This is a genomic window from Mixta calida (genome assembly GCF_002953215.1).
Lineage (GTDB): Bacteria > Pseudomonadota > Gammaproteobacteria > Enterobacterales > Enterobacteriaceae > Mixta > Mixta calida.
Genome location: NZ_CP026378.1, coordinates 1751473 through 1776651 on the forward strand (window position 1 = coordinate 1751473; position 25179 = coordinate 1776651).

The window sequence follows — 25179 nt, forward strand, 5'->3', positions numbered from 1 at the left end:
CACAATGCGACTCAGTACCAACATGATGTTTGACCAGCAGATGCGCGGCGTATCTAACGCGCAGTCAAGTTGGCTGAAGGCGGGGGAGCAGCTCTCCACCGGCAAACGGGTTGTCAACCCGTCTGACGATCCGCTGGCGGCTGCGCAGGCGGTCGTGCTGTCTCAGGCGCAGGCGGAGAACAGCCAGTACAAGCTGGCGCGCAACTTCGCCAGCCAGAGCGTTTCGCTGGAAGAAAGTACGCTGCAAAACGTCACTCTGGCCGTGCAGAGCGCACAGTCGGCGGTTATTTCTGCAGGCAACGGCGCGCTTTCTGACGACGACCGCGCCTCTTACGCTACGCAGCTTGAGGGGATTCGCTCGCAGCTGCTGAACCTGGCGAACAGCACCGACGGCAACGGCCGCTATATTTTCGCCGGTTACAAGAGCGACAGCGCGCCCTTTACTGAAGATGCCAACGGTAGCATCGTCTATAACGGCGGCACCGACGCCATTACGCAGAAGGTCGATGCCAGCCGTACCATGACCACCAGCCATACCGGCGCGCAGGTATTTATGTCGTTGACCAGCAACGCGGTGAAAGAGCCGAATAACGGCGTCAGCGAAAGCAATATTTTTAACACGCTGGATACCGCCATTAATGCGCTGAAGCAGCCGATTCAGAATGCGGACGACGCCACCAAAGCGGTCTCTAAAGATGCGCTGGATAAAGCGACGCGCGGCCTGAGCAACTCGCTGAACAACATTCTGGCGGTACGCTCCGAGTTGGGCACGCAGCTGGATGAGCTGGATAAACTGGACAGCCTCGGCGCCGATCGCAGCACGCTACAGGCGACCCGTATGAGCGGACTGGTGGATGTCGACTACACCAAGGCGATCTCTACCTACACCATGCAGCAGCAGGCGTTGCAGGCGTCTTATAAAACCTTCAGCGATATGTCTCAGATGTCCCTGTTCCAGATGAATCGTTAACCGTTTCGTTTTTGAACGTGCTTAAACCGGGCGCGTTCAGTTTTCCCGTCACCGATGGCTTATCGTCGCTGACGGGTTTTTTTTGCCCTGAAAACGGCGCAGGCGGTAAAACGGTAAAAAGCGAAAAATGACTTGAGGCAATACAGGGAGAAATTCGCCCGCTTCAGGCAATAAAAAACCCCGGCCGGAGCCGGGGTTGATAGCGAGCTACACGCTGTATCAGGGCTTGGTGGCCGGAGCCGTCGCCTGATGCGTGGCGCTGTGGCCGCCGGCTGCGCCTCTGCCTTCAAAGTTGAAGGGAGGACGCACCCAGTCGCTGTGACGCGGCGTTTCCGGCTGCCAGGCTGGCGCAGGTGCTTTAGTCATCGGCGCGCTGGCATGAAACTTACCGGCCATGACGGAAGGCTGGCTTGCCGTTGCGCTTTCAACGACAGACGGCGTGGCAACCGCGACAGGCGCTTCATCGCGCGCCGGCACCGGCGCATGCGGCTCGGTCACCGGCAGCGTTTCTTCCGCATCGATAGCGGGCGCGTTCAGCACCTGCTCGACCTGCGCGGCGGTTTCTTCGCTGACGTCGGCGGCGCTGTTTTCAGCAATGGCGCTGGGCTGCTGTTCATCCTGCGCAGCGACTGGCGCGATTTCCGCAGGCGCAACCTCTTCCTGAGCGGCGACGCTGACTTCCTCAACCGGTTTCGCCTGCGCGGCGACATATTCAGCGCGCGCTTCAGCGGCGGCCGGGATTACGGAAGGTTCTTCGTTCACCGGCACATCAATGGCGGAGGTATCGTGCGTATCAACCGGCGCGATCGGCGCGGCGATCTGCTCAGGCTCGGCGTACTGTACCGTTTGCTCCGGCTGCTGCTGTTCAGCAACGGCTTCGCTGGCGGCGGCAGGCAGCGCTACGGCGGCGGCGGTCTCTTCGCGGCTGTAGTCCGGCGTCTCATTTACGACGTCGGTCGCTTCCGTGTTTTCGTTACTGGTCTGCGCGACCGGGTAGCGAATCCAGACCTTGCCTGAAGCCATTTCCGGCGATGCGGCGCCAGAAGCGATCGGCATCGGAGACTGCGTCGGGTAACGCTCGTCACGGTAACGACGACGACGCTGGCCGCTCACGCGCAGGTGACGCGGAGAACGGCGTGAACGACGCGGCATATTGCCGTTATCACGGTTTTCCTGTTCTTCCTGCTCATCAGCGTGCGTCTGCGGCTCTGTCGGCTGCGGCTCAACCGGTTCAACGTTGGACGGCTTCGCTTCTTCGGCCATCCGCTCGGCGGCTCTCGCGGCGCTTTCTACACGGACTTTCTGCGACAGCTGACGCGGCTTACGACGCGGCATGACCTGCACACGTTCTTCCACTGCGCTTTCATCTTCGCTTTCAACCGGGACGGCGGCCTGCTGTTCTTCCTGTTGCGCGGCGGCTTTGGCGGCTTCCTGCTGCTGACGACGCTCTTCCTGACGGCGACGCTGGCGCTCGGCGCGCTGTTCGCGGCGCTGTTGCTGCTGCTCTTCGCGCTGGGCGCGCGCTTCGTCGCTCAGAACGTTCTGGCGGTCATCACGCACTTCGGCGTTTGGCTGCTGACGTTTGTTGTTGCGACGCGGCTCTTCACGCGTTTCGCGGTTTTCGCGCGTATCACGGCCTTCACGCGCTGGCTGCTGCGCGGTCTCTCCATTGCGATCGCGGTTGCGACGGTTATTGTTATTGCCGTTGCGACGATTGTTATTGTTGCGGCGCTCGCGCGGCTGCGTTGACGCTTCGCTGCTCTGCTGTTCCTCTTCCTGCGGCTTTTCAGCGACGGCGGTCGGAGCAGGGGCGTCGGCGGCGAACAGTTTTTTCAGGCCGCCAAACAGACGGCCGATGAAGCCGGTTTGCGCAGCGGGTTCGGCGGCAGGCGCTTTCGCAGCGGCCGGGGCTGGCGCTGTTTTCTCGCTAACCAGGGCTTCCTGCGGCGCAGGCGGCGCATCCGGCATGACAAACGCGGCCAGCGCGGGCTGCTCAGGACGACGGCGTTCAGCATGCTCATCTTCAGACGGCAGCGCCATTTCCGCTTCGTGCAGTTTCGGCAGATGGTAGCTGAGGGTCTGCGTTTCTTCGCCGCTGCGGACGCGCAGCACGGAGTAGTGCGGCGTTTCCATCTGATCGTTCGGCACGATAATCGCTTTTACGCCGCCCTGACGTTTTTCAATAGCGCTGACAGCGTCACGTTTTTCGTTAAGCAGGTAAGAGGCGATCGGCACCGGCACGATGGCGTGCACTTCTTTGGTGTTCTCTTTCAGCGCTTCTTCTTCAATCAGACGCAGAATGGAGAGCGACAGGGATTCGTTATCGCGGATGGTGCCGGTGCCGCTACAGCGCGGACAGACATGATGGCTTGATTCGCCCAGCGACGGGCTGAGGCGCTGACGCGACATCTCCAGCAGGCCGAAACGCGAAATATGGCTAATTTGAATGCGCGCGCGATCCTGACGCACCGCTTCGCGCAGACGGTTTTCCACCGCGCGCTGATGGCGCACCGGCGTCATATCGATAAAGTCGATAACGATCAGGCCGCCCAGGTCGCGCAGGCGCAGCTGGCGGGCGATCTCATCGGCCGCTTCGAGGTTGGTGTTGAACGCGGTCTCTTCGATATCGCCGCCGCGCGTGGCGCGCGCCGAGTTGATATCGATGGCGGTTAACGCCTCGGTGCTGTCGATCACAATCGAGCCGCCGGAGGGCAGGCGCACTTCACGCTGGAAAGCGGATTCGATTTGCGATTCGATCTGATAGTGGCTGAACAGCGGGATCTCACCGGTGTAGAGCTTGATTTTGCTGCTGAAATCGGGACGGCCGAGCGCGGCGATATGCTGGCGCGCCAGCTCCAGCACTTTCGGGTTGTCGATCAGGATTTCGCCGATGTCAGGACGCAGATAGTCGCGGAAGGCACGCACGATGACGTTGCTTTCCTGATGGATCAGGAACGGCGCGGGGCGATTTTCCGCCGCTTTTTTGATCGCTTCCCAGTGTTTCAGGCGGAAGCTCAGATCCCACTGCAACGCTTCGGCGGATTTGCCGACGCCTGCGGTGCGTACGATCAATCCCATGCCGTCCGGCAGTTCCAGAGACGAGAGCGCCTCTTTCAGCTCGGTGCGATCGTCGCCTTCGATACGGCGAGAGATACCGCCCGCGCGCGGGTTGTTCGGCATCAGCACCAGATAGCTGCCCGCCAGGCTGATAAAGGTAGTCAGCGCAGCGCCTTTATTGCCGCGTTCTTCTTTATCAATCTGAACAATGACTTCCTGGCCTTCGCGCAACACATCTTTAATGTTGGGGCGACCATGGGCGTTGTAGCTGGCGGGGAAATACTCGCGGGAAATTTCTTTAAGCGGTAGGAAACCGTGTCGTTCAGCGCCGTAATCAACAAAAGCCGCTTCCAGACTGGGCTCAATGCGGGTGATTTTTCCTTTATAGATGTTGGCCTTTTTCTGTTCGTGTCCAGGGCTTTCGATATCCAGGTCGTACAGACGTTGTCCATCCACAAGGGCAACACGCAACTCCTCCTGTTGAGTTGCGTTTATTAACATTCTTTTCATCGTAACGTACTCGTTATTCTTACGTGAGTGACTAAGCTGCGGGCTAAGTAACACTGGACGAAGAATAACCGACGGCCCCGTGTCTTATCGCGTCAGCGTCAACCTCACGGTTGTCGGTCGCTCAAGGGGCGCAAAAATCTCGGCAGCCTGTTTTTATAAGGAAAAACAGCGCTCGGATGAGGGAACCGCCACTGAATTTACCAGAGAGAGTCAATCCCGTCTTATCGTCCAGGCTGCAACCCGCAGCCCGCTAAATGCCTGATTTCACAATACGTCTTACGCCATTGCTGCGTGTATGTGCTATCCGGCAAAATTTCTTAATTCGCTATTTATGGTTTTCTGACGGTATACAGCCAGAAGACCGAGCCATTATTCCATTGCTAACCTTGTTATAGCAAGGTGACTTTTCATTACTGATAAACTTTCTTGCTGCATTACGCATTCATTTTGCAGGCTTTTTCACCACGTCCATCAGAAAGCAGGGAACAGGCCGCAAAATTGGCGGTACGCTGTCAGTTAAGCACAGAAAAAGAAGTGGCGCTATTATCTGCCACTCATTAGAATCGCCGACCATGAATATGAACACGCCATCAGTACGAATCGTCGCTATCTCCGAAGAAGAAGCGGGGCAGCGCATCGATAATTTTCTCCGCACGCAGCTTAAAGGCGTGCCGAAAAGCATGATTTATCGCATTTTGCGTAAAGGCGAAGTGCGGGTGAACAAAAAACGCATCAAACCTGAGTATAAGCTGGAGGCGGGTGATGAAGTCCGCATCCCGCCGGTGCGCGTGGCGGAGCGCGAAGAGGCGGCGATTTCGCCGAAGCTCGATCGCGTCGCCAGTCTCGCCAATGCCATCCTTTATGAGGATGACTATATCCTGGTGTTGAATAAGCCGTCAGGCACCGCCGTGCACGGCGGCAGCGGATTGAGCTTCGGCGTGATCGAAGGGCTGCGTGCGCTGCGTCCTGAAGCGCGCTTCCTTGAACTGGTGCATCGTCTCGACCGCGACACCTCCGGCATTCTGCTGGTGGCGAAGAAGCGTTCCGCGCTGCGCTCGCTGCATGAACAGCTGCGTGAAAAAGGAATGCAAAAGGATTACCTGGCGCTGGTGCGCGGGCAGTGGCCTTCCCATGTGAAAGTGGTGCAGGCGCCGCTGCTGAAAAATATTTTGCAGAGCGGCGAGCGCGTGGTGCGCGTCAGCAGCGAGGGCAAACCCTCCGAGACGCGTTTTAAGGTGGAGGAGCGCTACGCCCAGGCGACGCTGGTGAAAGCCAGCCCGGTAACCGGCCGCACCCATCAGATCCGCGTGCATACGCTGCATGCGGGCCATCCTATCGCTTTTGACGATCGCTACGGCGAGCGGGAGTTTGATAAGCTGCTCGCGCCGACCGGGCTGCGTCGCCTGTTCCTGCATGCGGCAGCGCTCTCCTTTACCCATCCGCACAGCGGCGATCGCATGCGCATGGAAGCGCCGCTGGATGATGAGCTGAAACAGTGCCTGGCGGCGCTGCGCAAGCAGCAGTAAGGGGTTAGCGCCCTGCGAGCGGGGCGCTTCGTCAGGCTTATTCTGCGGCGGGCAGGGCATAACGCGTTGTCCACCGCTTTTTCATTACGCCGTCAAAGGATCGACGCCCACCTCGCGCAGCATTTCGCATAGCGCTATCAACGGCAATCCCACCAGCGTATTCGGATCGCGTCCCTCCAGCCGCTCAAAAAGCGTAATGCCCAACCCTTCGCTTTTAAAACTGCCGGCGCACTGTAACGGCTGCTCGCGACAAACATAGGCGTTAATTTCCGCATCGCTTAATGGGCGAAAGTGAACATGGAAAGGTTCTACCCGCGATAACGTGCGATTTTTCGCAGCGGAATAGAGCGCCAGCCCGGTATAAAAGGTGATCGTTTTACCGCTGGCGGCGCGCAATTGGGCGCGCGCATTTTCTTCCGTGTGAGGTTTGCCGGTTATTTTTCCCGCCAGCACGCAGACCTGATCGGAACCGATAATCCAGCCGTCAGGATAGCGCGCGCCCAGCGCCTGCGCTTTAGCCCGCGCCAGCCTTTCCACCAGCTGCGGCGCCGTTTCGCCCGCCAGCGGCGTTTCATCCACCTCCGGCGCAGCGGTAATAAAAGGAAGGCCGAGTTTATTCAGCAGGGCCTGACGAAAAGGGGAGGTTGAAGCTAAAATAAGCTGAGACATAAATTTTCAGTTAAAATATAGCGAATCGGATGCAGACATTTTAAACTGTGCACCGCACTGGATGCGAATATCAGGTGAAAGATGCTGTTAAACGGCCTTTTTCTTTGACTCTCTGTCGTTACAAAGATAATATGCGCGCCCTATGCAAAAGGTAAAATTACCCCTGACACTCGATCCGGTTCGCGCCGCTCAAAAACGCCTTGATTATGAGGGTGTGTACGCACCTGAACAGGTAGAGCGCGTAGCCGATTCCGTTGTCAGTGTGGACAGTGATGTGCAATGCGTTATGTCGTTTGCCGTTGATAACCAGCGTTTAGCCGTATTGAAAGGCACGGCTGACGTTAGCGTCACGCTGAGCTGCCAGCGCTGCAACAAGCCCTTTGCACATCAGGTTCACGTAACGTATTGCTTCAGTCCTGTTGCAGATGATGCGCAGGCAGAGGCGTTGCCGGAAGCCTACGAGCCGATCGATGTCAACGATTTCGGTGAGATCGATCTGCTGGCGATGGTCGAGGATGAAATTATTCTCGCCCTGCCTGTAGTTCCGGTGCATGATTCTGAACACTGTGAAGTGTCCGACGCGGACATGGTCTTTGGCAAACTGCCTGAAGAGGCGGAGAAACCAAACCCATTCGCCGTATTAGCCAGTTTAAAGCGTAAGTAATAGGAGTAAGGTCCATGGCCGTACAACAGAATAAACCAACCCGTTCCAAGCGTGGCATGCGTCGTTCTCACGATGCGCTGACCACTTCCACTCTGTCCGTAGATAAAGTTTCTGGCGAAACGCATCTGCGTCACCACATCACTGCGGATGGCTACTACCGCGGTCGCAAGGTCATCGTTAAGTAATTCTTGCGGCAACGCAAGGCGATACTTTGACACGTTTGACCCTGGCCATTGATGCTATGGGCGGGGATTTCGGTCCCTGCGTGACAGTGCCTGCAGCTTTGCAGGCACTGGCCTCACATTCGCAACTACAGCTTCTTCTGATCGGCGATCCCGCCGCTATCACGCCATTACTTGCTAAAGCTGATTCCGCTGTAAAGGGGCGTCTGCAGGTTATTCCTGCCGAATCGGTTATCGCCAGTGATGCCAAACCTTCTCAGGCTATTCGCCAAAGTCGCGGTAGCTCAATGCGCATCGCGCTGGAGATGGTGAAAGAAGGCAAAGCGCAGGCCTGCGTCAGCGCCGGCAATACCGGCGCGCTGATGGGGCTGGCGAAGCTTTTATTAAAACCGCTGGACGGCATTGAACGCCCGGCGTTAATGACTGTGCTGCCGCATCAGCAGCACGGCAATACCGTGGTGCTGGATTTAGGCGCCAATGTAGAATCTGACAGCGCCATGCTGGTGCAGTTTGCCATTATGGGCGCGGTGATGGCAGAAGAGGTGCTCGCCATCGAGCGGCCGCGCGTGGCGTTGCTGAATATCGGCCAGGAAGAAACCAAAGGGCTGAGTTCGATTCGTGAGGCTGCGGAACAGCTCAGGACGGCGCCGCAAATTAATTATATCGGCTACCTTGAAGGCAACGATCTGCTGACCGGTAAGACCGATGTGCTGGTTTGCGACGGTTTCGTGGGCAATGTCACGCTGAAAACCCTGGAAGGCGTGGTAAGGATGTTTCTTTCGCTGTTGAAATCATCCGGCGAAGGAAAGAAAGGGGCGTGGTGGATGAAACTGCTGGGACGCTGGATTAAGAAACGTCTGGCGAAGCGGTTCGGCCATCTCAACCCCGACCAGTACAATGGCGCCTGTCTGTTAGGATTGCGCGGCACGGTGATCAAGAGTCACGGTGCGGCGAATCAACGCGCGTTTGCCGCAGCGATTGAACAGGCAGAGCAGGCGGTGCGGCGGCAAGTCCCGGAGCGGATTGCTGCGCGCCTAAAGGCTGTATTAGCCAGGAGTGATTGAGCGGACATGTATACCAAAATTATCGGTACGGGCAGCTATCTGCCCGCTCAGGTGCGGACTAACGCCGATCTGGAAAAAATGGTCGAAACCTCGGACGAGTGGATTGTCACCCGTACCGGCATCCGCGAGCGACGTATCGCCGCACCGGATGAGACCGTAGCGACAATGGGTTTTCAGGCCGCTGAGCGCGCGCTGGAAATGGCGGGCGTGGACAAAAATGACATCGGGCTGATTATTGTCGCCACGACGTCAGGCAGCCATGCTTTCCCCAGCTCAGCCTGTATGATCCAGAATATGCTGGAAATCAAAGACTGCGCCGCATTCGATCTGGCGGCCGCCTGCGCGGGCTTTACCTATGGCCTGAGCGTCGCCGATCAGTACATCAAAAACGGCGCGGTGAAGCATGCGCTGGTGATCGGCGCCGACGTGCTGGCGCGCACGCTCGATCCGAGCGATCGCGGTACGATTATTCTTTTTGGCGATGGCGCCGGCGCCGTCGTGCTTTCCGCCAGCGAACAGCCTGGCATTATCTCTACCCATCTGCACGCGGATGGCCGCTATGGCCAGCTGCTGACGCTGCCTTACCAGAATCGCGCGACCCAGGATCAGCCCGCTTATCTCACCATGTCCGGCAACGAAGTGTTTAAGGTGGCGGTAACGGAACTGGCGCACATCGTTGACGAAACGCTGGAAGCCAACAACCTCGATCGCTCGCAGATCGACTGGCTGGTGCCGCATCAGGCTAACCTGCGCATTATCAGCGCAACGGCGAAAAAGCTCGGCATGGGCATGGAGAAGGTGGTGGTGACGCTCGATCGCCACGGCAACACTTCTGCGGCTTCCGTGCCGGCGGCGCTGGATGAAGCGGTGCGCGATGGACGCATTAAGCCGGGCCAGTTGGTTCTGCTGGAGGCCTTTGGCGGCGGTTTCACCTGGGGCTCGGCGCTGGTTCGTTTTTAACCGAAGGAACAAAAGATGACGCAATTTGCAATGGTTTTTCCGGGACAGGGTTCCCAAACCGTTGGGATGCTGGCCGAGCTGGCTGCGGAAAACCCGATTATTGAAGCGACCTTTAAAGAGGCTTCCGATGCGCTGGGTTACGACCTGTGGCAGCTGACGCAGCAGGGTCCGGCGGAAGAGTTGAATAAAACCTGGCAGACGCAACCCGCGCTGCTGGCCGCTTCGGTCGCTATTTATCGCTTGTGGCAGCAGAAGGGCGGCCAGATGCCGACCATGATGGCTGGCCATAGCCTGGGCGAATACTCCGCGCTGGTATGCGCAGGCGTCATTGACTTCGCCGATGCGATCAAGCTGGTTGAACTGCGCGGCAAACTGATGCAGGAAGCGGTACCGGCGGGCACCGGCGCTATGCAAGCGATTATCGGCCTTGACGACGCGGCCATTCAGCAGGCGTGCGAAGAAGCGGCGCAGGGGCAGGTTGTCTCGCCGGTGAACTTCAACTCGCCGGGCCAGGTGGTTATCGCCGGTCATAAAGAGGCGGTGGAGCGCGCAGGCGCAGCCTGTAAAGCGGCGGGCGCGAAGCGTGCGCTGCCGTTGCCGGTCAGCGTGCCCTCACACTGCGCGCTGATGAAGCCTGCGGCGGAAAAACTGGCGGTTGCGCTGGAAAACATCACGTTTAATGCACCAGCCTTACCGGTCGTCAACAATGTTGATGTAAAATGCGAAACCTCGCCGGAAGCGATTCGCAGCGCGCTGGTTCGTCAGCTCTACAGCCCGGTTCGCTGGACGGAAAGCGTAGAATTTATGGCGGCGCAGGGCGTTACCGCGCTGCTGGAAGTTGGTCCGGGCAAAGTCCTTACCGGTCTGACGAAACGTATTGTCGACACACTGACGGCCTCGGCGGTGAATGATTCCGCCAGCCTGGCAGCGGCGCTTGAACAATAATACGAGGATAAACATGAGCTTCGAAGGAAAAATTGCCCTGGTGACCGGTGCCAGTCGTGGTATCGGGCGTGCTATCGCGGAAACGCTGGCGGCACGCGGTGCGAAAGTGATTGGCACAGCCACCAGCCAGAGCGGCGCGGATGCTATCAGCGCTTATCTGGGCGAACACGGTAAAGGTTTGCAGCTGAACGTTACCGATCCGGCGTCGATTGAAAGCGTACTTGAAAATATTCGCGCCGAATTTGGCGAGGTGGATATTTTAGTCAATAATGCTGGCATTACGCGTGATAATCTCCTGATGCGTATGAAGGATGATGAATGGGAGTCCATTCTGGACACCAACCTCACGTCCGTTTTCCGCCTTTCCAAGGCGGTAATGCGCGCCATGATGAAAAAACGCGTGGGTCGTATCATTACCATCGGTTCCGTTGTGGGCACGATGGGTAATGCGGGCCAGGCAAACTACGCGGCAGCAAAAGCGGGTTTGATCGGCTTTAGCAAGTCACTGGCGCGCGAAGTCGCGTCACGTGGTATTACCGTTAACGTCGTGGCTCCCGGTTTCATTGAAACCGACATGACGCGCGCGTTGAGCGACGATCAACGTGCTGGCATTCTGGCGGAAGTACCTGCGGGTCGCCTTGGCGACGCGCAGGAAATCGCCAATGCCGTTGCATTTTTAGCCTCTGACGAGGCAGCGTACATCACTGGTGAGACGCTGCATGTCAATGGCGGAATGTACATGGTCTGATAATTGCGAAAACTATTTGCGTTAATTGCGGCAATAGCCGCAAAATAGCGTCAAATCGTGGTTGGACCAGCCGGGATTGAGTTGCATCTTTTCCAACTTTTTATACACTACGAAAACCATCGCGAAAGCGAGTTTTGATAGGAAATTTAATAGTATGAGCACTATCGAAGAACGCGTTAAGAAAATCATCTCCGAGCAGCTTGGCGTTAAGCAGGAAGAAGTCACCAACGAAAAATCTTTCGTTGAAGATCTTGGCGCTGATTCTCTTGATACCGTTGAGCTGGTAATGGCTCTGGAAGAAGAGTTTGATACTGAGATTCCGGACGAAGAAGCTGAGAAGATCACTACTGTTCAGGCTGCTATTGATTACATCAATAACCATCAGGCCTAATGAACTACCATCAGGCGGTCATTCGACCGCCTGAGTTTTTTGTCCACCCCACATAGTATCAATCTTTCCCTCCCTGGAGGACGAACGTGTCTAAGCGTCGTGTAGTTGTGACCGGTCTTGGCATGTTGTCTCCTGTCGGCAATACCGTAGAGTCAACCTGGAATGCTCTCCTTGCCGGGCAGAGTGGCATCAGCCTGATCGACCATTTCGATACTAGTGCCTACGCAACGCGTTTTGCTGGCTTAGTAAAGGATTTTAACTGTGAAGAAATCATCTCGCGCAAAGATCAGCGCAAGATGGACGCCTTCATTCAATACGGAGTTGTCGCTGGCGTACAGGCCATGCAGGATTCCGGCCTGGTAATTACCGAAGAAAACGCTACCCGTATCGGCGCGGCTATCGGTTCAGGCATTGGCGGACTGGGACTGATCGAAGAAAACCATGCATCGCTGGTGCAGGGTGGCCCACGTAAAATCAGTCCGTTCTTTGTGCCTTCGACCATTGTGAACATGATAGCAGGCCACCTGACTATTATGTATGGCATGAAAGGGCCCAGTATCGCCATCTCTACTGCCTGTACTACCGGTGTACATAATATTGGCCAGGCCGCGCGGATGATCGCCTATGGCGATGCGGATGCGATGCTGGCAGGTGGCGCCGAAAAAGGCAGTACGCCTTTGGGTATTGGCGGCTTTGGTGCGGCGCGCGCGCTCTCTACACGTAACGACAATCCGCAGGCGGCCAGCCGTCCGTGGGATAAAGATCGTGACGGCTTTGTGCTGGGTGACGGTGCAGGCATTGTGATGCTGGAAGAGTACGAGCACGCCAAAAAGCGCGGCGCGAAAATCTACGCTGAGCTGGTGGGCTTTGGTATGAGCAGCGATGCCTATCATATGACCTCGCCGCCGGAAAACGGCGCGGGCGCCGAAGCGGCGATGATCAATGCGCTGAAAGATGCGCAGCTGACGCCGGAGCAGATCGGCTACGTCAATGCGCACGGCACCTCGACGCCTGCGGGCGACAAGGCTGAGGCGCAGGCGGTGAAATCGGTGTTCGGCGCAGCGGCGTCAAGCGTGATGGTCAGCTCGACGAAGTCGATGACCGGTCACCTGCTTGGCGCGGCGGGCGCGGTGGAGTCTATCTACTCTATCCTTGCTCTGCGCGACCAGGCCATTCCGCCAACCATTAACCTCGACAACCCGGATGAAGGCTGCGATCTCGATTTCGTACCGCACACCGCGCGTCAGGTTAAGAATCTTGAGTACACCCTGTGTAACTCCTTTGGCTTTGGCGGCACCAACGGCTCGCTGATTTTCCGTCGCGTCTGATTGCCCCATTGCTGATAAAAGGCCCGCTCTGCGGGCCTTTTTTACATCTGGACTATTCCGATCCTGTCGGGCTGTAACCTGATGGCCGGTACCGGTAAGCTTATAGCGATACTGTTAAATACTGAGCGTGCGCATGATTTGGATTAACGGAGAACGACAACAGCAGATTGCGGTCAGCGATCGTGCTTTACATTATGGCGACGGCTGCTTTACCACCGCGCGTCTGCGTCAGGGCAACATCGACCTGCTGGAGGCACATTTGCAGCGACTGCGCGAAGCGACCTCCGCGCTCAGAATTAACGGCGTCGACTGGCGCATCCTGAAAGAGGAGATGCTGGCGGCGGCAAACTGTTGGCCGCAGGCGGAAGGGGTATTGAAAGTTATCCTGACGCGCGGTTCAGGCGGGCGCGGCTACAGCGGGGCCGATTGCCGTCAGCCGACGCGCATTATTATGCTGTCCGCCGCGCCGGGCCACTATGCCGCGCAGCGAGAAAGCGGCGTGCGGCTGGCGACCAGCCCGGTGCGCCTCGGCATTAATCCGCAGCTTGCGGGTATTAAACATCTTAACCGGCTGGAGCAGGTGTTGATTCGCACAGAGCTTGAGCAGAGCGGGGCGGATGAGGCGCTGGTGCTTGACACTGAGGGTAAGCTGGTGGAATGCTGTGCGGCTAATTTATTCTGGCGCAAAGAAAATCAGCTGTTTACCCCGGCGCTGAGCGGCTCCGGCGTCAACGGCATTATGCGCAGGCATGTGATCGGCCTGGCGCGGCGGCATGGCTATCTCTGTCAGGAGGTACGCGAGCTGCCTCAGACGCTGAGCGATGCCAGTGAAGTGTTTATCACCAACGCCCTGATGCCGATCTTGCCGGTCGTCTGCATTGATGAATGGCGCTATAGCTCCCGCGCGCTCTGTCACCTGCTGGCGCCGGATTGTTGAAAGTGGATGAATCATGACTCGTAAAATAAAAATCTTTGTCGGCGCGGCGCTGCTGCTTATCGCCGTCGCCGCCGTTTGTTACTGGCAGGTGCTGCGATTCGCCGATTCGCCCCTGACCATCAACCAGGAAAAAATCTTCACTCTGCCTGCCGGTACCGGCCGCGTGGCGCTGGAAACCCAGCTGGAAGAACAGCATATCATTGCGCCGTCGCCGTGGTTCGGCGCGCTGCTGAAGCTGGAACCGGAGCTGGCGAAGTTTAAAGCCGGCACCTATCGTCTTAAAGCGGACATGAGCGTGCGTCAAATGCTGGCATTGCTGGCGAGCGGCAAAGAGGCGCAGTTTCCGGTGCGCTTTACCGAAGGAACTCGGTTGCAGGATGTACTGCGCGAATTACGCAACGCGCCCTGGATCAAACATACCCTGAAAGACGATCGACCCGAGACGGCGGCGGCGGCCCTGCAACTGAAGGAAGGAGAGAGCCTGGAAGGCTGGCTGTGGCCTGACACCTGGCTCTACACCGCCAACACCACCGACGTGGCGCTGCTGCAACGTGCGCATCAGCGGATGAAAACCGAGGTTGACGCCATTTGGCAAAACCGCATGGCCGATCTGCCTTATAAAACGCCGGGCGAGCTGGTAACGATGGCTTCGATCATCGAGAAAGAGACCGCCGTCAGTGAAGAACGCACCAAAGTGGCTTCGGTATTTATCAATCGTCTGCGCACCGGCATGCGTCTGCAAACCGATCCGACGGTCATTTACGGCCTGGGCGAAAAATATAACGGCGCGCTGACGCGTAAGGATCTGGAAACGCCGAGCGCGTACAATACCTACACCATTAACGGCCTGCCGCCGGGACCGATCGCGCTGCCGGGCAAAGCCTCGCTTGAGGCGGCGGCGCATCCGGTTAAAAGCAACTACCTCTATTTTGTGGCCGACGGCAAGGGTGGACATACCTTTACCACTAATCTGGCCAGCCATAACCGGGCGGTGCAGGCCTGGCGCACGACGTTGAAGGAAAAAAATGAACGGTAAGTTTATTGTGATTGAAGGCCTGGAAGGCGCAGGCAAAACGACCGCGCGCGACTGCGTAGTGGAACAGCTGTGCGAGCAGGGCATTACCGATATCGTTTTTACCCGCGAACCCGGCGGTACGCCGCTGGCGGAAAAGCTGCGCGATCTGATCAAGCAGGGACTGGACGGAGAGCAGATAACCGATAAGGCGGAACTGTTGATGCTCTACGCCGCGCGGGTACAGCTGGTGGAAACGATCATCAAGCCGGCGCTGGCACGCGGCGCCTGGGTGGTAGGCGATCGTCACGATCTCTCGTCGCAGGCCTACCAGGGCGGCGGTCGTGGTATTGATCAGCAGCTGATGCAGGCGCTGCGCGATACCGTGCTGGGTGACTTTCGACCGCACCTGACGTTATACCTGGACGTCACGCCTGCCATTGGCCTGCAACGCGCGCGTGCGCGCGGCGAACTCGATCGTATTGAGCAGGAATCGCTGCACTTTTTCGAGCGCACCCGCGAACGCTATCTGGCGCTGGCGGCCAGCGATTCCTCCATCAAAACCATTGATGCCACGCAGTCGCTGGATGAGGTGACACTGTCACTTAGGCGCGTCGTGCGTGACTGGCTGATGGAGCAGAACTAATGAACTGGTTTCCGTGGCTCAATCCTGTCTATCGTCAGGTCATCATGCAGCATCAGGTGGGGCGAGCGCATCATGCGCTGCTGGTGCAGGCGATGCCCGGTATGGGCGACGGCGAACTGGTATGGGCCATCAGCCGCTGGCTGCTTTGTCAGCGGCGCGACGGCCTGAAAAGCTGCGGCCAGTGTCACGGCTGTCAGCTGATGCTGGCCGGCACGCATCCTGACTGGCACCGGCTGGCGACGGAGAAAGGGAAAAGCGCGCTGGGCATCGACGCGGTGCGAGACGTCAATGAGAAGCTGTTTAATCACGCGCAGCAGGGCGGCGCGAAAGTGGTCTGGCTGCCCGATGCAGGACAGCTGACGGAAGCGGCGGCCAATGCCCTGTTAAAGACGCTGGAAGAGCCGCCGCAGAACACCTGGTTTTTTCTGAGCAGCCCGGAGCCGTCGCGGCTGCTGCCGACGCTACGCAGCCGCTGTCTGCGCCTGCATCTGGCGCCGCCTGACGAACAGCAAAGTCTGGCCTGGCTGCAAAAACAGCATCAGGGCGAGCCGGAAGCGATCCGTACCGCGTTGCGCCTGAGCAGCGGCGCACCCGGCGCGGCGCTAAGCCTGCTGGAGACGCAGAACTGGACGCAGCGTCAGGCGCTGTGCGATGCATTGTCCGTCGCGCTGGAAGAAGACGTCCTGGCGCTGCTGCCGCAGCTTAATCACGATAATGCCGTCGCGCGCATCGCCTGGCTGACTACGCTGCTGACGGACGCGCTGAAGTGGCAGCAGAGCGGCGATCGTTTCCTGACTAATACCGATCGGCCACAGCTGGTTCAGCAGCTGGCGCAGCGATTGCCGGCCGCGGCGCTTGATAAAAGCCTGCGTCAGTGGCTGCTCTGCCGCGATCGCCTGAGTCATATTGTGGCGGTCAACCGGGAGCTGCTGCTTACCGAACAGCTGCTGAACTGGGAAAGTTTGCTTAAGCCGGCGGCCAGACCGCTGGCTCAATAATCGAAGAGAGTTGTTATGTTTTTAGTTGATTCCCACTGCCATCTTGATGGCCTGAACTACGAGACGCTGCATAAAGATGTGGATGATGTGCTGGCGAAAGCGGCGGCGCGCGATGTGAAATTTATGCTGGCGGTAGCCACTACGCTGCCCGGCTTTAAAGCGATGACGACGCTGCTGGGCGACCGGCCCAATATCGCCTGGTCCTGCGGCGTGCATCCGCTGAATCAGGAAGAGGAATGGGATTTCGCCGAGCTGCGTCAGCTGGCGGCCGATCCGCGCGTTATCGCCATGGGCGAAACCGGCCTGGATTACTACTATCAGCAGGAAACCAAAGCGCGTCAGCAGGCTTCTTTCCGCGAACATATCCGCGTCGGGCGCGAATTAAACAAGCCGGTGATCGTTCACACGCGCGACGCGCGCGAAGATACGCTGGCGATCCTGCGTGAAGAGCAGGTCGAAGGCTGCGGCGGCGTGCTGCACTGTTTTACCGAGGATCGCGAAACCGCGGAGAAGCTGCTGGATATGGGCTTCTATATCTCGTTCTCCGGCATCGTCACTTTCCGCAATGCGGAAGCGCTGCGCGATGCGGCGCGCTATGTGCCGCTGGACCGCATGCTGGTAGAAACCGATTCGCCTTATCTGGCGCCGGTGCCACATCGCGGCAAAGAGAACCAGCCCGCTTTTACGCGCGATGTCGCCGAGTATATGGCGGTGCTGAAAGGGGTGGACGTAGAAACGCTGGCGCAGGTCACTACGCAAAATTTCTCCAGGCTGTTTCATGTACCCATGTCGCGTCTGACGGATGCCTGAACCCCGACCTTTTTTTATAGCTCGTAATTAATCCCTGAAAATCGTAAAGTGCAGCGCGAAAAAGGTCGCGCCGCCACTTTTTTCCGCCTGAAAGTTGGCGGAAAAATAAAAAATATTCTAAAGGTTAGCCGCCTGATGGGCGAAACGTGACAGGTATCAAACAAAACTGAACGGATTTATTTTACTCTTCGTAATAAATCCAGAGGGCCCTAAAAAGCCCCAATGGTGAAGGATCCTCCCTCCTTCGCCACGCGTAGAACGCGATTAAAAGCACTCATACTCAGGAGTTCCACAATATGTTTAAGAACGCATTTGCAAACCTGCAAAAGGTCGGTAAATCGCTCATGCTGCCGGTATCGGTACTCCCGATTGCCGGTATTTTACTGGGCGTCGGCTCGGCGAATTTTGCCTGGCTACCTGCTGTTGTTTCTCATGTCATGGCGGAAGCGGGCGGATCGGTGTTCGCCAATATGCCGCTGATTTTCGCCATCGGTGTGGCGTTGGGCTTTACCAATAACGACGGCGTTTCGGCGCTGGCTGCTGTTGTTGCTTACGGCATCATGGTGAAAACCATGGCGGTCGTGGCGCCGCTGGTGCTGCATCTGCCGGCAGAGGAGATTGCAACTAAACATCTGGCGGATACCGGGGTATTAGGCGGTATTATTGCTGGTTCTATCGCTGCTTATATGTTTAACCGCTTCTATCGCATCAAGCTGCCTGAATACCTGGGCTTCTTTGCCGGTAAACGTTTCGTACCGATTATCTCCGGTATGGCGGCGATTATTCTGGGCGTGATCCTCTCCTTTATTTGGCCGCCGATTGGCAGCGCGATTCAGGACTTCTCCCAGTGGGCAGCCTACCAGAACCCGGTCGTCGCCTTTGGTATTTATGGCGTGATTGAGCGTTCGCTGGTGCCGTTCGGCTTGCATCATATCTGGAACGTGCCTTTCCAGATGCAGATTGGTGAATTCACCAACGCGGCCGGACAGGTGTTCCACGGCGATATCCCGCGCTACATGGCGGGCGACCCGACCGCAGGCAAACTTTCTGGCGGCTTCCTGTTCAAAATGTACGGTCTGCCGGCTGCTGCGATCGCTATCTGGCACTCCGCGAAACCGGAAAACCGTGCAAAAGTGGGCGGCATCATGATCTCCGCCGCGCTGACTTCGTTCCTGACCGGCATCACCGAGCCGATCGAGTTCTCCTTTATGTTCGTGGCGCCGATCCTGTACGCTATCCATGCGATTCTGGCAGGCCTGGCTTTCCCGATTTGTATCCTGCTCGGCATGCGTGACGGCACCAGCTTCTCGCACGGTCTGATCGACTTTATCGTGCTGAGCGGCAACAGCAGCAAAATCTGGCTGTTCCCGATTATCGGTATCATCTACGGCCTGATTTACTACACCATCTTCCGCGTGCTGATTGCTAAACTGGATCTGAAAACGCCTGGCCGTGAAGACGCGACCAGCGAGCAGACTACCGGTTCCTCTAACGAAATGGCAGCGAACCTGGTAACCGCGTTTGGTGGTAAAGAGAACATCACTAACCTGGACGCCTGCATTACCCGTCTGCGCGTTAGCGTGGCCGACGTATCCAAAGTCGACCAGGCTGGCCTGAAGAAACTGGGCGCTGCCGGTGTGGTCGTGGCAGGTTCCGGCGTACAGGCTATCTTCGGCACCAAGTCCGATAACCTGAAAACCGAAATGGATGACTACATCCGCAACAATTAATCTGTTGTGACTGGAAAAGGCTGCCCCTGGGCGGCCTTTTTTTCGTCTGTCGCCGCCTGTTAACGCTTCAGAGCGGAGAAAGAGGGGGTAGGGTTTCTGTTTTGCCTCTTTAGCATCGTCGTGCAGGCAGCTCCCGCACCGGCTAAAAGCAGGAAGTGGAGTTTTTGATATCCCAGCCCATGCGGCTTTCCGCGCCTTTAATCCCGGATGCGGCCTGTTCCCAGTACTGGAATTTCACTTTGTCCGCCTGGAACTCATACGCGGCCTCAGCGACATCATCCAGATTCACATCAGTGACGGTGACGTTTTCCAGCGTTATCCGACAGGATTCAATCATGCCGTTACCCGCCTTACACAATGAAAGATGCATTGCTTTTATCCGGTTGCTGTTAGATGCGAACAGGAGTACCGCCGCGGTAGCCTTGTCTATGGCGCACTGAACCGACAGATTTCTATAACGGGATGCGCCAGGCCCGGCGGCATCACCGTTTCTCCAGACGCCCCATGTGTAGCTTGTTACATCGATCCACCCCTGATGAGCCGCATCCTGCGACTCGCCGGTTATCCCTTCTATTTTGAGAAATGTGCTTTCCATAGATTTCTTTTTTTCCTGATTAATGTATTGATGATGGCTGTAGGTTTTTATTGTCCGTCTGCCTGTTTCGGTAAAATTTACAGTCCGGTGGTTAAATTGGCTCCTCTGTTTTTCCGCTTCATAAACAGTGTTTCTGTATTTCCCTTCTGTCATATACCATCAAATTAGCTTATTTTTAGTCAGGCGTTCTTTTTGTTATTTCACCGTTACCTTTCAAATAGTAATAACCATCGGTGGCGGTAAAATAGAGGCCGCTATTTTCACTGTATCTGACCATAAAGGCTTTATCCTTCTCTATACAGTTTTTTGGCGTTTTCATTTCCATAAAACACAGCTTGTCATCGTACTTGCCTCTTTCCGTGTAGCCGTCGCCGAAGTACCAGAAGATAATAGTATAGTTACCATAAGGATCAGGTTTAGGGATGCCGTAACGGTTTTTAAGCATTTCTCTGTTTTTCTGCCACCAGATTATCTTTCCCCGCACGGTAACAGGAAAGTGATCTACCAGAACATCGCTATAATTGCCTTCATTATGTACCGCAATGACTTTTACCGGACGCAGAGGCAACCAAAGAAACCAGGCTACTGCTATAACGGCGATAATCAATATTGCCCTGGTAAGCTTCTTATTTTTTCGTGTCATTTCGCTTCCCCGCTGATCTCTACCGTGGCTTCCATATGAGTGATAAAAGGCTTAAAGCCAAAGCGATGATATCGCTGCAGCACAAACCAGATGCGGAAAAACCGAAACAGGTTGAATTTGGATTTTAGAATATCATTACTGTCCAGACCAAAATGGTCTTGCACTTTATAGTGCACCTGCGCCCGATAGCGGTTGTTGTCGATAAAAAGGCTTTTTAAGGTGATATGCGTCGACCAAGTGTCATGCACGGTGATGCCCATGCCGTTAATATTATCCTGAAAACGATCGAATTTAGGGAGCTTTCCTTTTAAAACGGTTTTTATTAATTCTTCTTTCAATCTTGTTGGGTAATTCCTATTTTTCCAGTCAATAAATACTTGAAGCGCGTCTTGCAGCAGCAACCGTGTACTGTTCTGCGTCGAATTATCATTCATTATTTGCATTCTGAGCGCACTATCCAGCGATAAACGCCTGAACGGCTCGCCTTCGCCGCGCTGCATATGGATAATCATCTCTTCGATAAGATGCCTGTAGGGACCCCAGATGGCGAAGCTTTGCGACAGGTGACGCATCTCGTCAAACAGGATGCTGGCGCACTCCTGCTGCGTGATTTTCCGGCCTTCGCCGCGCATGCCGTAAAACATCGAGTGCGGCTGTCTGAAAGGAGTGATTTCCGTCAGCGTGTAAGGGTCAACGCGGGTAGAAACATCGATCAGGTGGTAATCGTTTTTCAGCTGCGACTCGGTCAAATCGCCGTAACGCATATCCTCCGTGCTGTAATCATCCATTCTGTTTTGTGTTTTAAATATTGTGCAGGGAAAGCGTAAAGCGGTCATGTACACTCCTTGTGTCATCTTTTTTCCATACGTTTATTTATTGATATCAGGCCGCGGACTGTCAGCGGCCTTCGTAGCAAGGGGCTAACCATGGTGCTGTCGCCATATACCAGCATGCTGCTGTTACAGGCTTCTCCATGCTCTCAGAAACCCGACAGGATTCAATCATGCCGTTACGCGCCTTACACAATGAAAGATGCATTGCTTTTATCCGGTTGCCGTTAGATGCGAACAGGAGTACCAACGCGGTAGCCTTGACTGTAGCGCACTGAACCGACAGATTTCTATAACGGGATGCGCAGGCCCGGCGGCATCACCGTTTCTCCAGACGCCCCATGTGTAGCTTGTTACATCGATCCACCCCTGATGAGCCGCATCCTGCGACTCGCCGGTTATCCCTTCTATTTTGAGAAATGTACTTTCCATAGATTTCTTTTTTTCCTGATTAATGTATTGATGATGGCTGTAGGTTTTTATTGTCCGTCTGCCTGTTTCGGTAAAATTTACAGTCTGTCGATTAATTGGTTGGGAGTTTTATTATTCCTCCATTATCTTTAACTCGGTAATAACCATTATTAGCAAGGAAATAGAGTCCGCTTTTTTCACTATATGAAACTGTGAAGACTTTGTTTTTCTCTACGCAGTTTTGTTGGTTTTTCATATCGGTAAAGCACAGTCTGTCATATTTATCACGTGCCCTATAACCATCGCCGAACAGCCAGAAAGTAATGGTATAGCTACCATAGGGTGCGGGATCAGGGATGCCATAGCGACTTTTAAGCATTTTCTTATTTTTTTTCCACCACTCTATTTTTCCTCTGGCAGTCAAAGGAAAGTGGTTTACCAGAACTGCACTAAACCCCTGGTAATCATGAAATTTATGGACCGCAATGACTTTAATTGGACGTAGGTTAAGCCAGAGAAAAAGGCACAGCGATGCGATGACAATAGTTAATATTGCCCAACGGATTTTTTTACCTACTATTTTCATTACATTCTCCGCTGATCTCTATCGTCGTTTTCATCTCGGTGATAAAAGGTTTAAAGCCAAAGCGATGGTATCGCTGCAGCACAAACCAGATGCGGAAAAACCGAAACAGGTTGAATTTGGATTTTAGAATATCATTACTGTCCAGACCAAAATGGTCTTGCACTTTATAGTACACCTGCGCCCGATAGCAGTTGTTGTCGATAATAAGGCTTTTTAAGGTGATATGCGTCGCCCATGTATCATGCACGGTGATACCCATACCGTTAATATTATCCTGAATTCTGTCAAATTTAGGAAGTTTTCCTGCCAGGATAGCGACAGTTAGTTCCTTTCCTTTAGCAGCAGGATAAAATTTATTTTTGCAATCAATATGCTTATCAAGCATATCTTTTAGCAACAGTCGCGTACTGTTTTCCTTTGAAGCATCATTCATTATTTGCATTCTGAGCGCACTATCCAGCGATAAACGCCTGAACGGCTCGCCTTCGCCATGCTGCATATGGGTAATCATCTCTTCGATAAGATGTCTGTAGGGACCCCAGATGGCGAAGCTTTGCGACAGGTGACGCATCTCGTCAAACAGGATGCTGGCGCACTCCTGCTGCGTGATTTTCCGGCCTTCGCCGCGCATGCCGTAAAACATCGAGTGCGGCTGTCTGAAAGGAGTGATTTCCGTCAGCGTGTAAGGGTCAACGCGGGTAGAGACATCGATCAAGTGGTAATCGTTTCTCAGCTGCGACTCGGTCAGATCGCCGTAACGCATATCCTCCGCGCTGTAATCATCCATTCTGTTTTGTGTTTTGAATATTGTGCAGGGAAAGCGTAAAGCGGTCATGTACACTCCTTGTGTCATCTTTTTTCCATACGTTTATTTATTGATATCAGGCCGCGGACTGTCAGCGGCCTTCGTAGCAAGAGGCTAACCATGGTGCTGTCGCCATATACCAGCATGCTGCTGTTACAGGCTTCTCCATGCTCTCAGAAACCCGACAGGATTCAATCATGCCGTTACGCGCCTTACACAATGAAAGATGCATTGCTTTTATCCGGTTGCCGTTAGATGCGAACAGGAGTACCAACGCGGTAGCCTTGACTGTAGCGCACTGAACCGACAGATTTCTATAACGGGATGCGCAGGCCCGGCGGCATCACCGTTTCTCCAGACGCCCCATGTGTAGCTTGTTACATCGATCCATCCTGGATGCGCACTATCTTTTGATTCTCCGCTTACGCTATCTATTTTCAGAAATATGCTTTCCATACAGTTCCTTTGCTGTTACGCCCGTTAATGGCTACAGAGCCTCCATGTGATATATCTTTTTATTTAAGTCAGCTACAGGGTTAGCTTTATTGGAAAATACGTAATTTTCTAATTATTATCTACTTCTACTGTCTCAGATGCCGCTTATGCCCGTTATGTAAAACGGCTTTTTACATATAGTGAAGTTATTTTTCTGAGAAAAGTTTTTTTACCCATTTACCGTTATTATCTGTTTTGTATATACCATCGTAAACCATGAGTTGCATGCCGCCATTACGACCTTTACTTACAGAAAAAACTTTGTTTTTCTCGATGCAATTCTTATCAGTCTTCATATGGTTAAAACATAGCCTGTCATATTTTTCTCGCTTCATATAACCCTCGCCAAACAACCAGAAGGTAATGGTAAAATTCCCATCCGACGAAGGCCTGGGGATACCGTAGCGGTTTTTGAGCATATCTCTGTTATCATGCCACCAGTCGATTTTCCCTGTGTCAGTATAAGGAAAGTGCGTTACCAAAACAGCGCTATAGTTTCCATCGTTATGAACGGCAAGGATTTTCACTGGTTTTAAATAGAGCCGGGATAAATAAATCAACAATATGGCAGAAATGATGAATGTCGCCAGGAGAATTTTTTTTCTCTTGCTCACGATTTTCTGTCTCCGTAAATTTCTATTATGGCTTCCATATTGGTAATGAAAGGTTTAAAACCAAATCGGTAGTATCGCTGCAACACAAACCAGATACGAAAAAATCGAAACAGATGGAATTTTCCTTTCAAAATATCATAAGCGTCAAGACCAAAATGATCCTGTATTCTGTATTTCACCCGCGCATGATAACGGCTGTTTTCAATATGCAATGATTCAATGATGATATGTGTTGCCCAGGTATCATGAACCGTAATGCCCATGCCATTGATATTGTCCTGAAACCTGTCAAATTTAGGCAATTTTCCATCAAGAATTGCTGTTCTTAGCTCTGCATTCTTTTGAACTGGATAAAGTTTATGTTCCCAGTCTATATTGTCTTTAATTGTTTTTTGCAATAGCAGGAGTGTGCTGTTAGCGGTCTTATCATTCATTATTTGCATTCTGAGCGCACTATCCAGCGATAAACGCCTGAACGGCTCGCCTTCGCCGCGCTGCATATGGGTAATCATCTCTTCGATAAGATGCCTGTAGGGACCCCAGATGGCGAAGCTTTGCGACAGGTGACGCATCTCGTCAAACAGGATGCTGGCGCACTCCTGCTGCGTGATTTTCCGGCCTTCGCCGCGCATGCCGTAAAACATCGAGTGCGGCTGTCTGAAAGGAGTGATTTCCGTCAGCGTGTAAGGGTCAACGCGGGTAGAAACATCGATCAGGTGGTAATCGTTTTTCAGCTGCGGCTCGGTCAGATCGCCGTAACGCATATCCTCCGCGCTGTAATCATCCATTCTGTTTTGTGTTTTAAATATTGTGCAGGGAAAGCGTAAAGCGGTCATTGGGCACTCCTTGTGCTGCTTCTTCCATATTCACTCCGGCGATAATAGGTTGCTGTGAAAATTGTGTAAATATCGAACGCCGTTACGCGATAAGGTAAAGTCGGGCTTGGCAGGCGCATAAGCGCCGAATAAAAAAGCCATAGAGGGGGCAGGTTGCTGACAAGAAGACAAGATGACGCCGAAAAAATTAAGCGGGGAAACAGCTACCTGACTGCGC

General features: G+C 54.5%; 27 protein-coding genes. 16 read left to right on the forward strand and 11 right to left on the reverse strand.

Annotation, left to right across the window (positions count from 1 at the left end; genetic code table 11):
• The first annotated feature begins 4 nt into the window (after positions 1–4).
• On the forward strand, positions 5–970 hold the full coding sequence (gene flgL / locus C2E16_RS08260) for a flagellar hook-associated protein FlgL (protein ID WP_084970495.1): 966 nt from the start codon (positions 5–7) through the stop codon (positions 968–970).
• Positions 971–1189: 219 nt separating this feature from the next.
• On the opposite strand, the gene rne is transcribed toward flgL, so the two are convergent.
• A complete protein-coding gene (gene rne, locus C2E16_RS08265; protein ID WP_038626798.1) occupies positions 1190–4537 on the reverse strand; it encodes a ribonuclease E in 3348 nt (1115 codons plus the stop codon).
• A gap of 572 nt (positions 4538–5109) precedes the next feature.
• On the opposite strand from rne, the gene rluC reads away from it, so the two are divergent.
• The gene (rluC, locus tag C2E16_RS08270) at positions 5110–6063 is read left to right on the forward strand and encodes a 23S rRNA pseudouridine(955/2504/2580) synthase RluC (protein WP_038626796.1); all 954 of its coding nucleotides are present in this window, start codon (positions 5110–5112) and stop codon (positions 6061–6063) included.
• A gap of 84 nt (positions 6064–6147) precedes the next feature.
• Here rluC and C2E16_RS08275 read toward each other — a convergent pair whose 3' ends face one another.
• Positions 6148–6732: a Maf family protein gene (locus C2E16_RS08275; RefSeq protein WP_038626793.1), complete on the reverse strand. Its 585-nt coding sequence runs from the start codon at positions 6730–6732 to the stop codon at positions 6148–6150.
• A 142-nt stretch (positions 6733–6874) separates the two neighbouring features.
• Between C2E16_RS08275 and yceD the strand changes: the two genes are divergently transcribed.
• From yceD to ptsG, 14 genes are all read left to right on the forward strand, one after another.
• Positions 6875–7396, forward strand: a complete 522-nt coding sequence (yceD, locus tag C2E16_RS08280) for a 23S rRNA accumulation protein YceD (protein WP_038626792.1) — start codon at positions 6875–6877, stop codon at positions 7394–7396.
• A gap of 14 nt (positions 7397–7410) precedes the next feature.
• Complete coding sequence (gene rpmF, locus C2E16_RS08285) at positions 7411–7581, forward strand: 50S ribosomal protein L32 (RefSeq protein ID WP_038626789.1); 171 nt, start codon at positions 7411–7413, stop codon at positions 7579–7581.
• 26 nt (positions 7582–7607) lie between these two features.
• A complete protein-coding gene (plsX, locus tag C2E16_RS08290; protein ID WP_084970496.1) occupies positions 7608–8642 on the forward strand; it encodes a phosphate acyltransferase PlsX in 1035 nt (344 codons plus the stop codon).
• 6 nt (positions 8643–8648) lie between these two features.
• The gene (locus C2E16_RS08295; RefSeq protein WP_038626784.1) at positions 8649–9602 is read left to right on the forward strand and encodes a beta-ketoacyl-ACP synthase III; all 954 of its coding nucleotides are present in this window, start codon (positions 8649–8651) and stop codon (positions 9600–9602) included.
• A 15-nt stretch (positions 9603–9617) separates the two neighbouring features.
• Positions 9618–10547, forward strand: a complete 930-nt coding sequence (gene fabD / locus C2E16_RS08300; RefSeq protein WP_084970497.1) for an ACP S-malonyltransferase — start codon at positions 9618–9620, stop codon at positions 10545–10547.
• A gap of 13 nt (positions 10548–10560) precedes the next feature.
• Complete coding sequence (gene fabG / locus C2E16_RS08305) at positions 10561–11295, forward strand: 3-oxoacyl-ACP reductase FabG (RefSeq protein ID WP_084970498.1); 735 nt, start codon at positions 10561–10563, stop codon at positions 11293–11295.
• A 154-nt stretch (positions 11296–11449) separates the two neighbouring features.
• Complete coding sequence (acpP, locus tag C2E16_RS08310; protein WP_038626777.1) at positions 11450–11686, forward strand: acyl carrier protein; 237 nt, start codon at positions 11450–11452, stop codon at positions 11684–11686.
• Between the two features lie 86 nt (positions 11687–11772).
• A complete protein-coding gene (fabF, locus tag C2E16_RS08315; RefSeq protein ID WP_038626775.1) occupies positions 11773–13014 on the forward strand; it encodes a beta-ketoacyl-ACP synthase II in 1242 nt (413 codons plus the stop codon).
• A 133-nt stretch (positions 13015–13147) separates the two neighbouring features.
• The gene (pabC, locus tag C2E16_RS08320) at positions 13148–13951 is read left to right on the forward strand and encodes an aminodeoxychorismate lyase (protein WP_084970499.1); all 804 of its coding nucleotides are present in this window, start codon (positions 13148–13150) and stop codon (positions 13949–13951) included.
• A gap of 13 nt (positions 13952–13964) precedes the next feature.
• A complete protein-coding gene (gene mltG, locus C2E16_RS08325; protein WP_038626770.1) occupies positions 13965–14987 on the forward strand; it encodes an endolytic transglycosylase MltG in 1023 nt (340 codons plus the stop codon).
• A complete protein-coding gene (tmk, locus tag C2E16_RS08330) occupies positions 14977–15609 on the forward strand; it encodes a dTMP kinase (protein WP_084970500.1) in 633 nt (210 codons plus the stop codon). The genes mltG and tmk overlap by 11 nt, the downstream gene beginning before the upstream one ends.
• On the forward strand, positions 15609–16607 hold the full coding sequence (holB, locus tag C2E16_RS08335; protein ID WP_084970501.1) for a DNA polymerase III subunit delta': 999 nt from the start codon (positions 15609–15611) through the stop codon (positions 16605–16607). The genes tmk and holB overlap by 1 nt, the downstream gene beginning before the upstream one ends.
• A gap of 15 nt (positions 16608–16622) precedes the next feature.
• Positions 16623–17417 carry a metal-dependent hydrolase gene (locus tag C2E16_RS08340; RefSeq protein WP_038626764.1) on the forward strand — a complete coding sequence of 265 codons (795 nt, stop codon included), beginning with the start codon at positions 16623–16625 and terminating at the stop codon, positions 17415–17417.
• A gap of 296 nt (positions 17418–17713) precedes the next feature.
• On the forward strand, positions 17714–19147 hold the full coding sequence (ptsG, locus tag C2E16_RS08345) for a PTS glucose transporter subunit IIBC (protein ID WP_038626763.1): 1434 nt from the start codon (positions 17714–17716) through the stop codon (positions 19145–19147).
• 142 nt (positions 19148–19289) lie between these two features.
• Here ptsG and C2E16_RS08350 read toward each other — a convergent pair whose 3' ends face one another.
• The 9 genes from C2E16_RS08350 to C2E16_RS08390 form a co-directional block, all read right to left on the reverse strand.
• A complete protein-coding gene (locus C2E16_RS08350; protein WP_306552689.1) occupies positions 19290–19895 on the reverse strand; it encodes an Hcp family type VI secretion system effector in 606 nt (201 codons plus the stop codon).
• A 22-nt stretch (positions 19896–19917) separates the two neighbouring features.
• Complete coding sequence (locus C2E16_RS08355; RefSeq protein ID WP_084970503.1) at positions 19918–20385, reverse strand: DUF943 family protein; 468 nt, start codon at positions 20383–20385, stop codon at positions 19918–19920.
• Complete coding sequence (locus C2E16_RS08360) at positions 20382–21221, reverse strand: YPO3983 family protein (protein WP_104951463.1); 840 nt, start codon at positions 21219–21221, stop codon at positions 20382–20384. The genes C2E16_RS08355 and C2E16_RS08360 overlap by 4 nt, the downstream gene beginning before the upstream one ends.
• Before the next feature lie 207 nt (positions 21222–21428).
• Complete coding sequence (locus tag C2E16_RS21380) at positions 21429–21647, reverse strand: type VI secretion system tube protein Hcp (RefSeq protein ID WP_104951464.1); 219 nt, start codon at positions 21645–21647, stop codon at positions 21429–21431.
• 91 nt (positions 21648–21738) lie between these two features.
• On the reverse strand, positions 21739–22212 hold the full coding sequence (locus C2E16_RS08370; RefSeq protein WP_084971761.1) for a DUF943 family protein: 474 nt from the start codon (positions 22210–22212) through the stop codon (positions 21739–21741).
• Positions 22196–23047 (reverse strand): YPO3983 family protein, encoded by an 852-nt coding sequence (locus C2E16_RS08375; RefSeq protein WP_104951465.1) that lies wholly within the window; start codon positions 23045–23047, stop codon positions 22196–22198. Before C2E16_RS08375 ends, C2E16_RS08370 begins: the two co-directional genes overlap by 17 nt.
• A 207-nt stretch (positions 23048–23254) precedes the next feature.
• Positions 23255–23473 carry a type VI secretion system tube protein Hcp gene (locus tag C2E16_RS21385; protein WP_104951466.1) on the reverse strand — a complete coding sequence of 73 codons (219 nt, stop codon included), beginning with the start codon at positions 23471–23473 and terminating at the stop codon, positions 23255–23257.
• A 185-nt stretch (positions 23474–23658) separates the two neighbouring features.
• On the reverse strand, positions 23659–24129 hold the full coding sequence (locus C2E16_RS08385) for a DUF943 family protein (protein WP_084971593.1): 471 nt from the start codon (positions 24127–24129) through the stop codon (positions 23659–23661).
• Positions 24123–24962: a YPO3983 family protein gene (locus C2E16_RS08390; protein WP_084971595.1), complete on the reverse strand. Its 840-nt coding sequence runs from the start codon at positions 24960–24962 to the stop codon at positions 24123–24125. The genes C2E16_RS08385 and C2E16_RS08390 overlap by 7 nt, the downstream gene beginning before the upstream one ends.
• Positions 24963–25179: the final 217 nt, after the last annotated feature.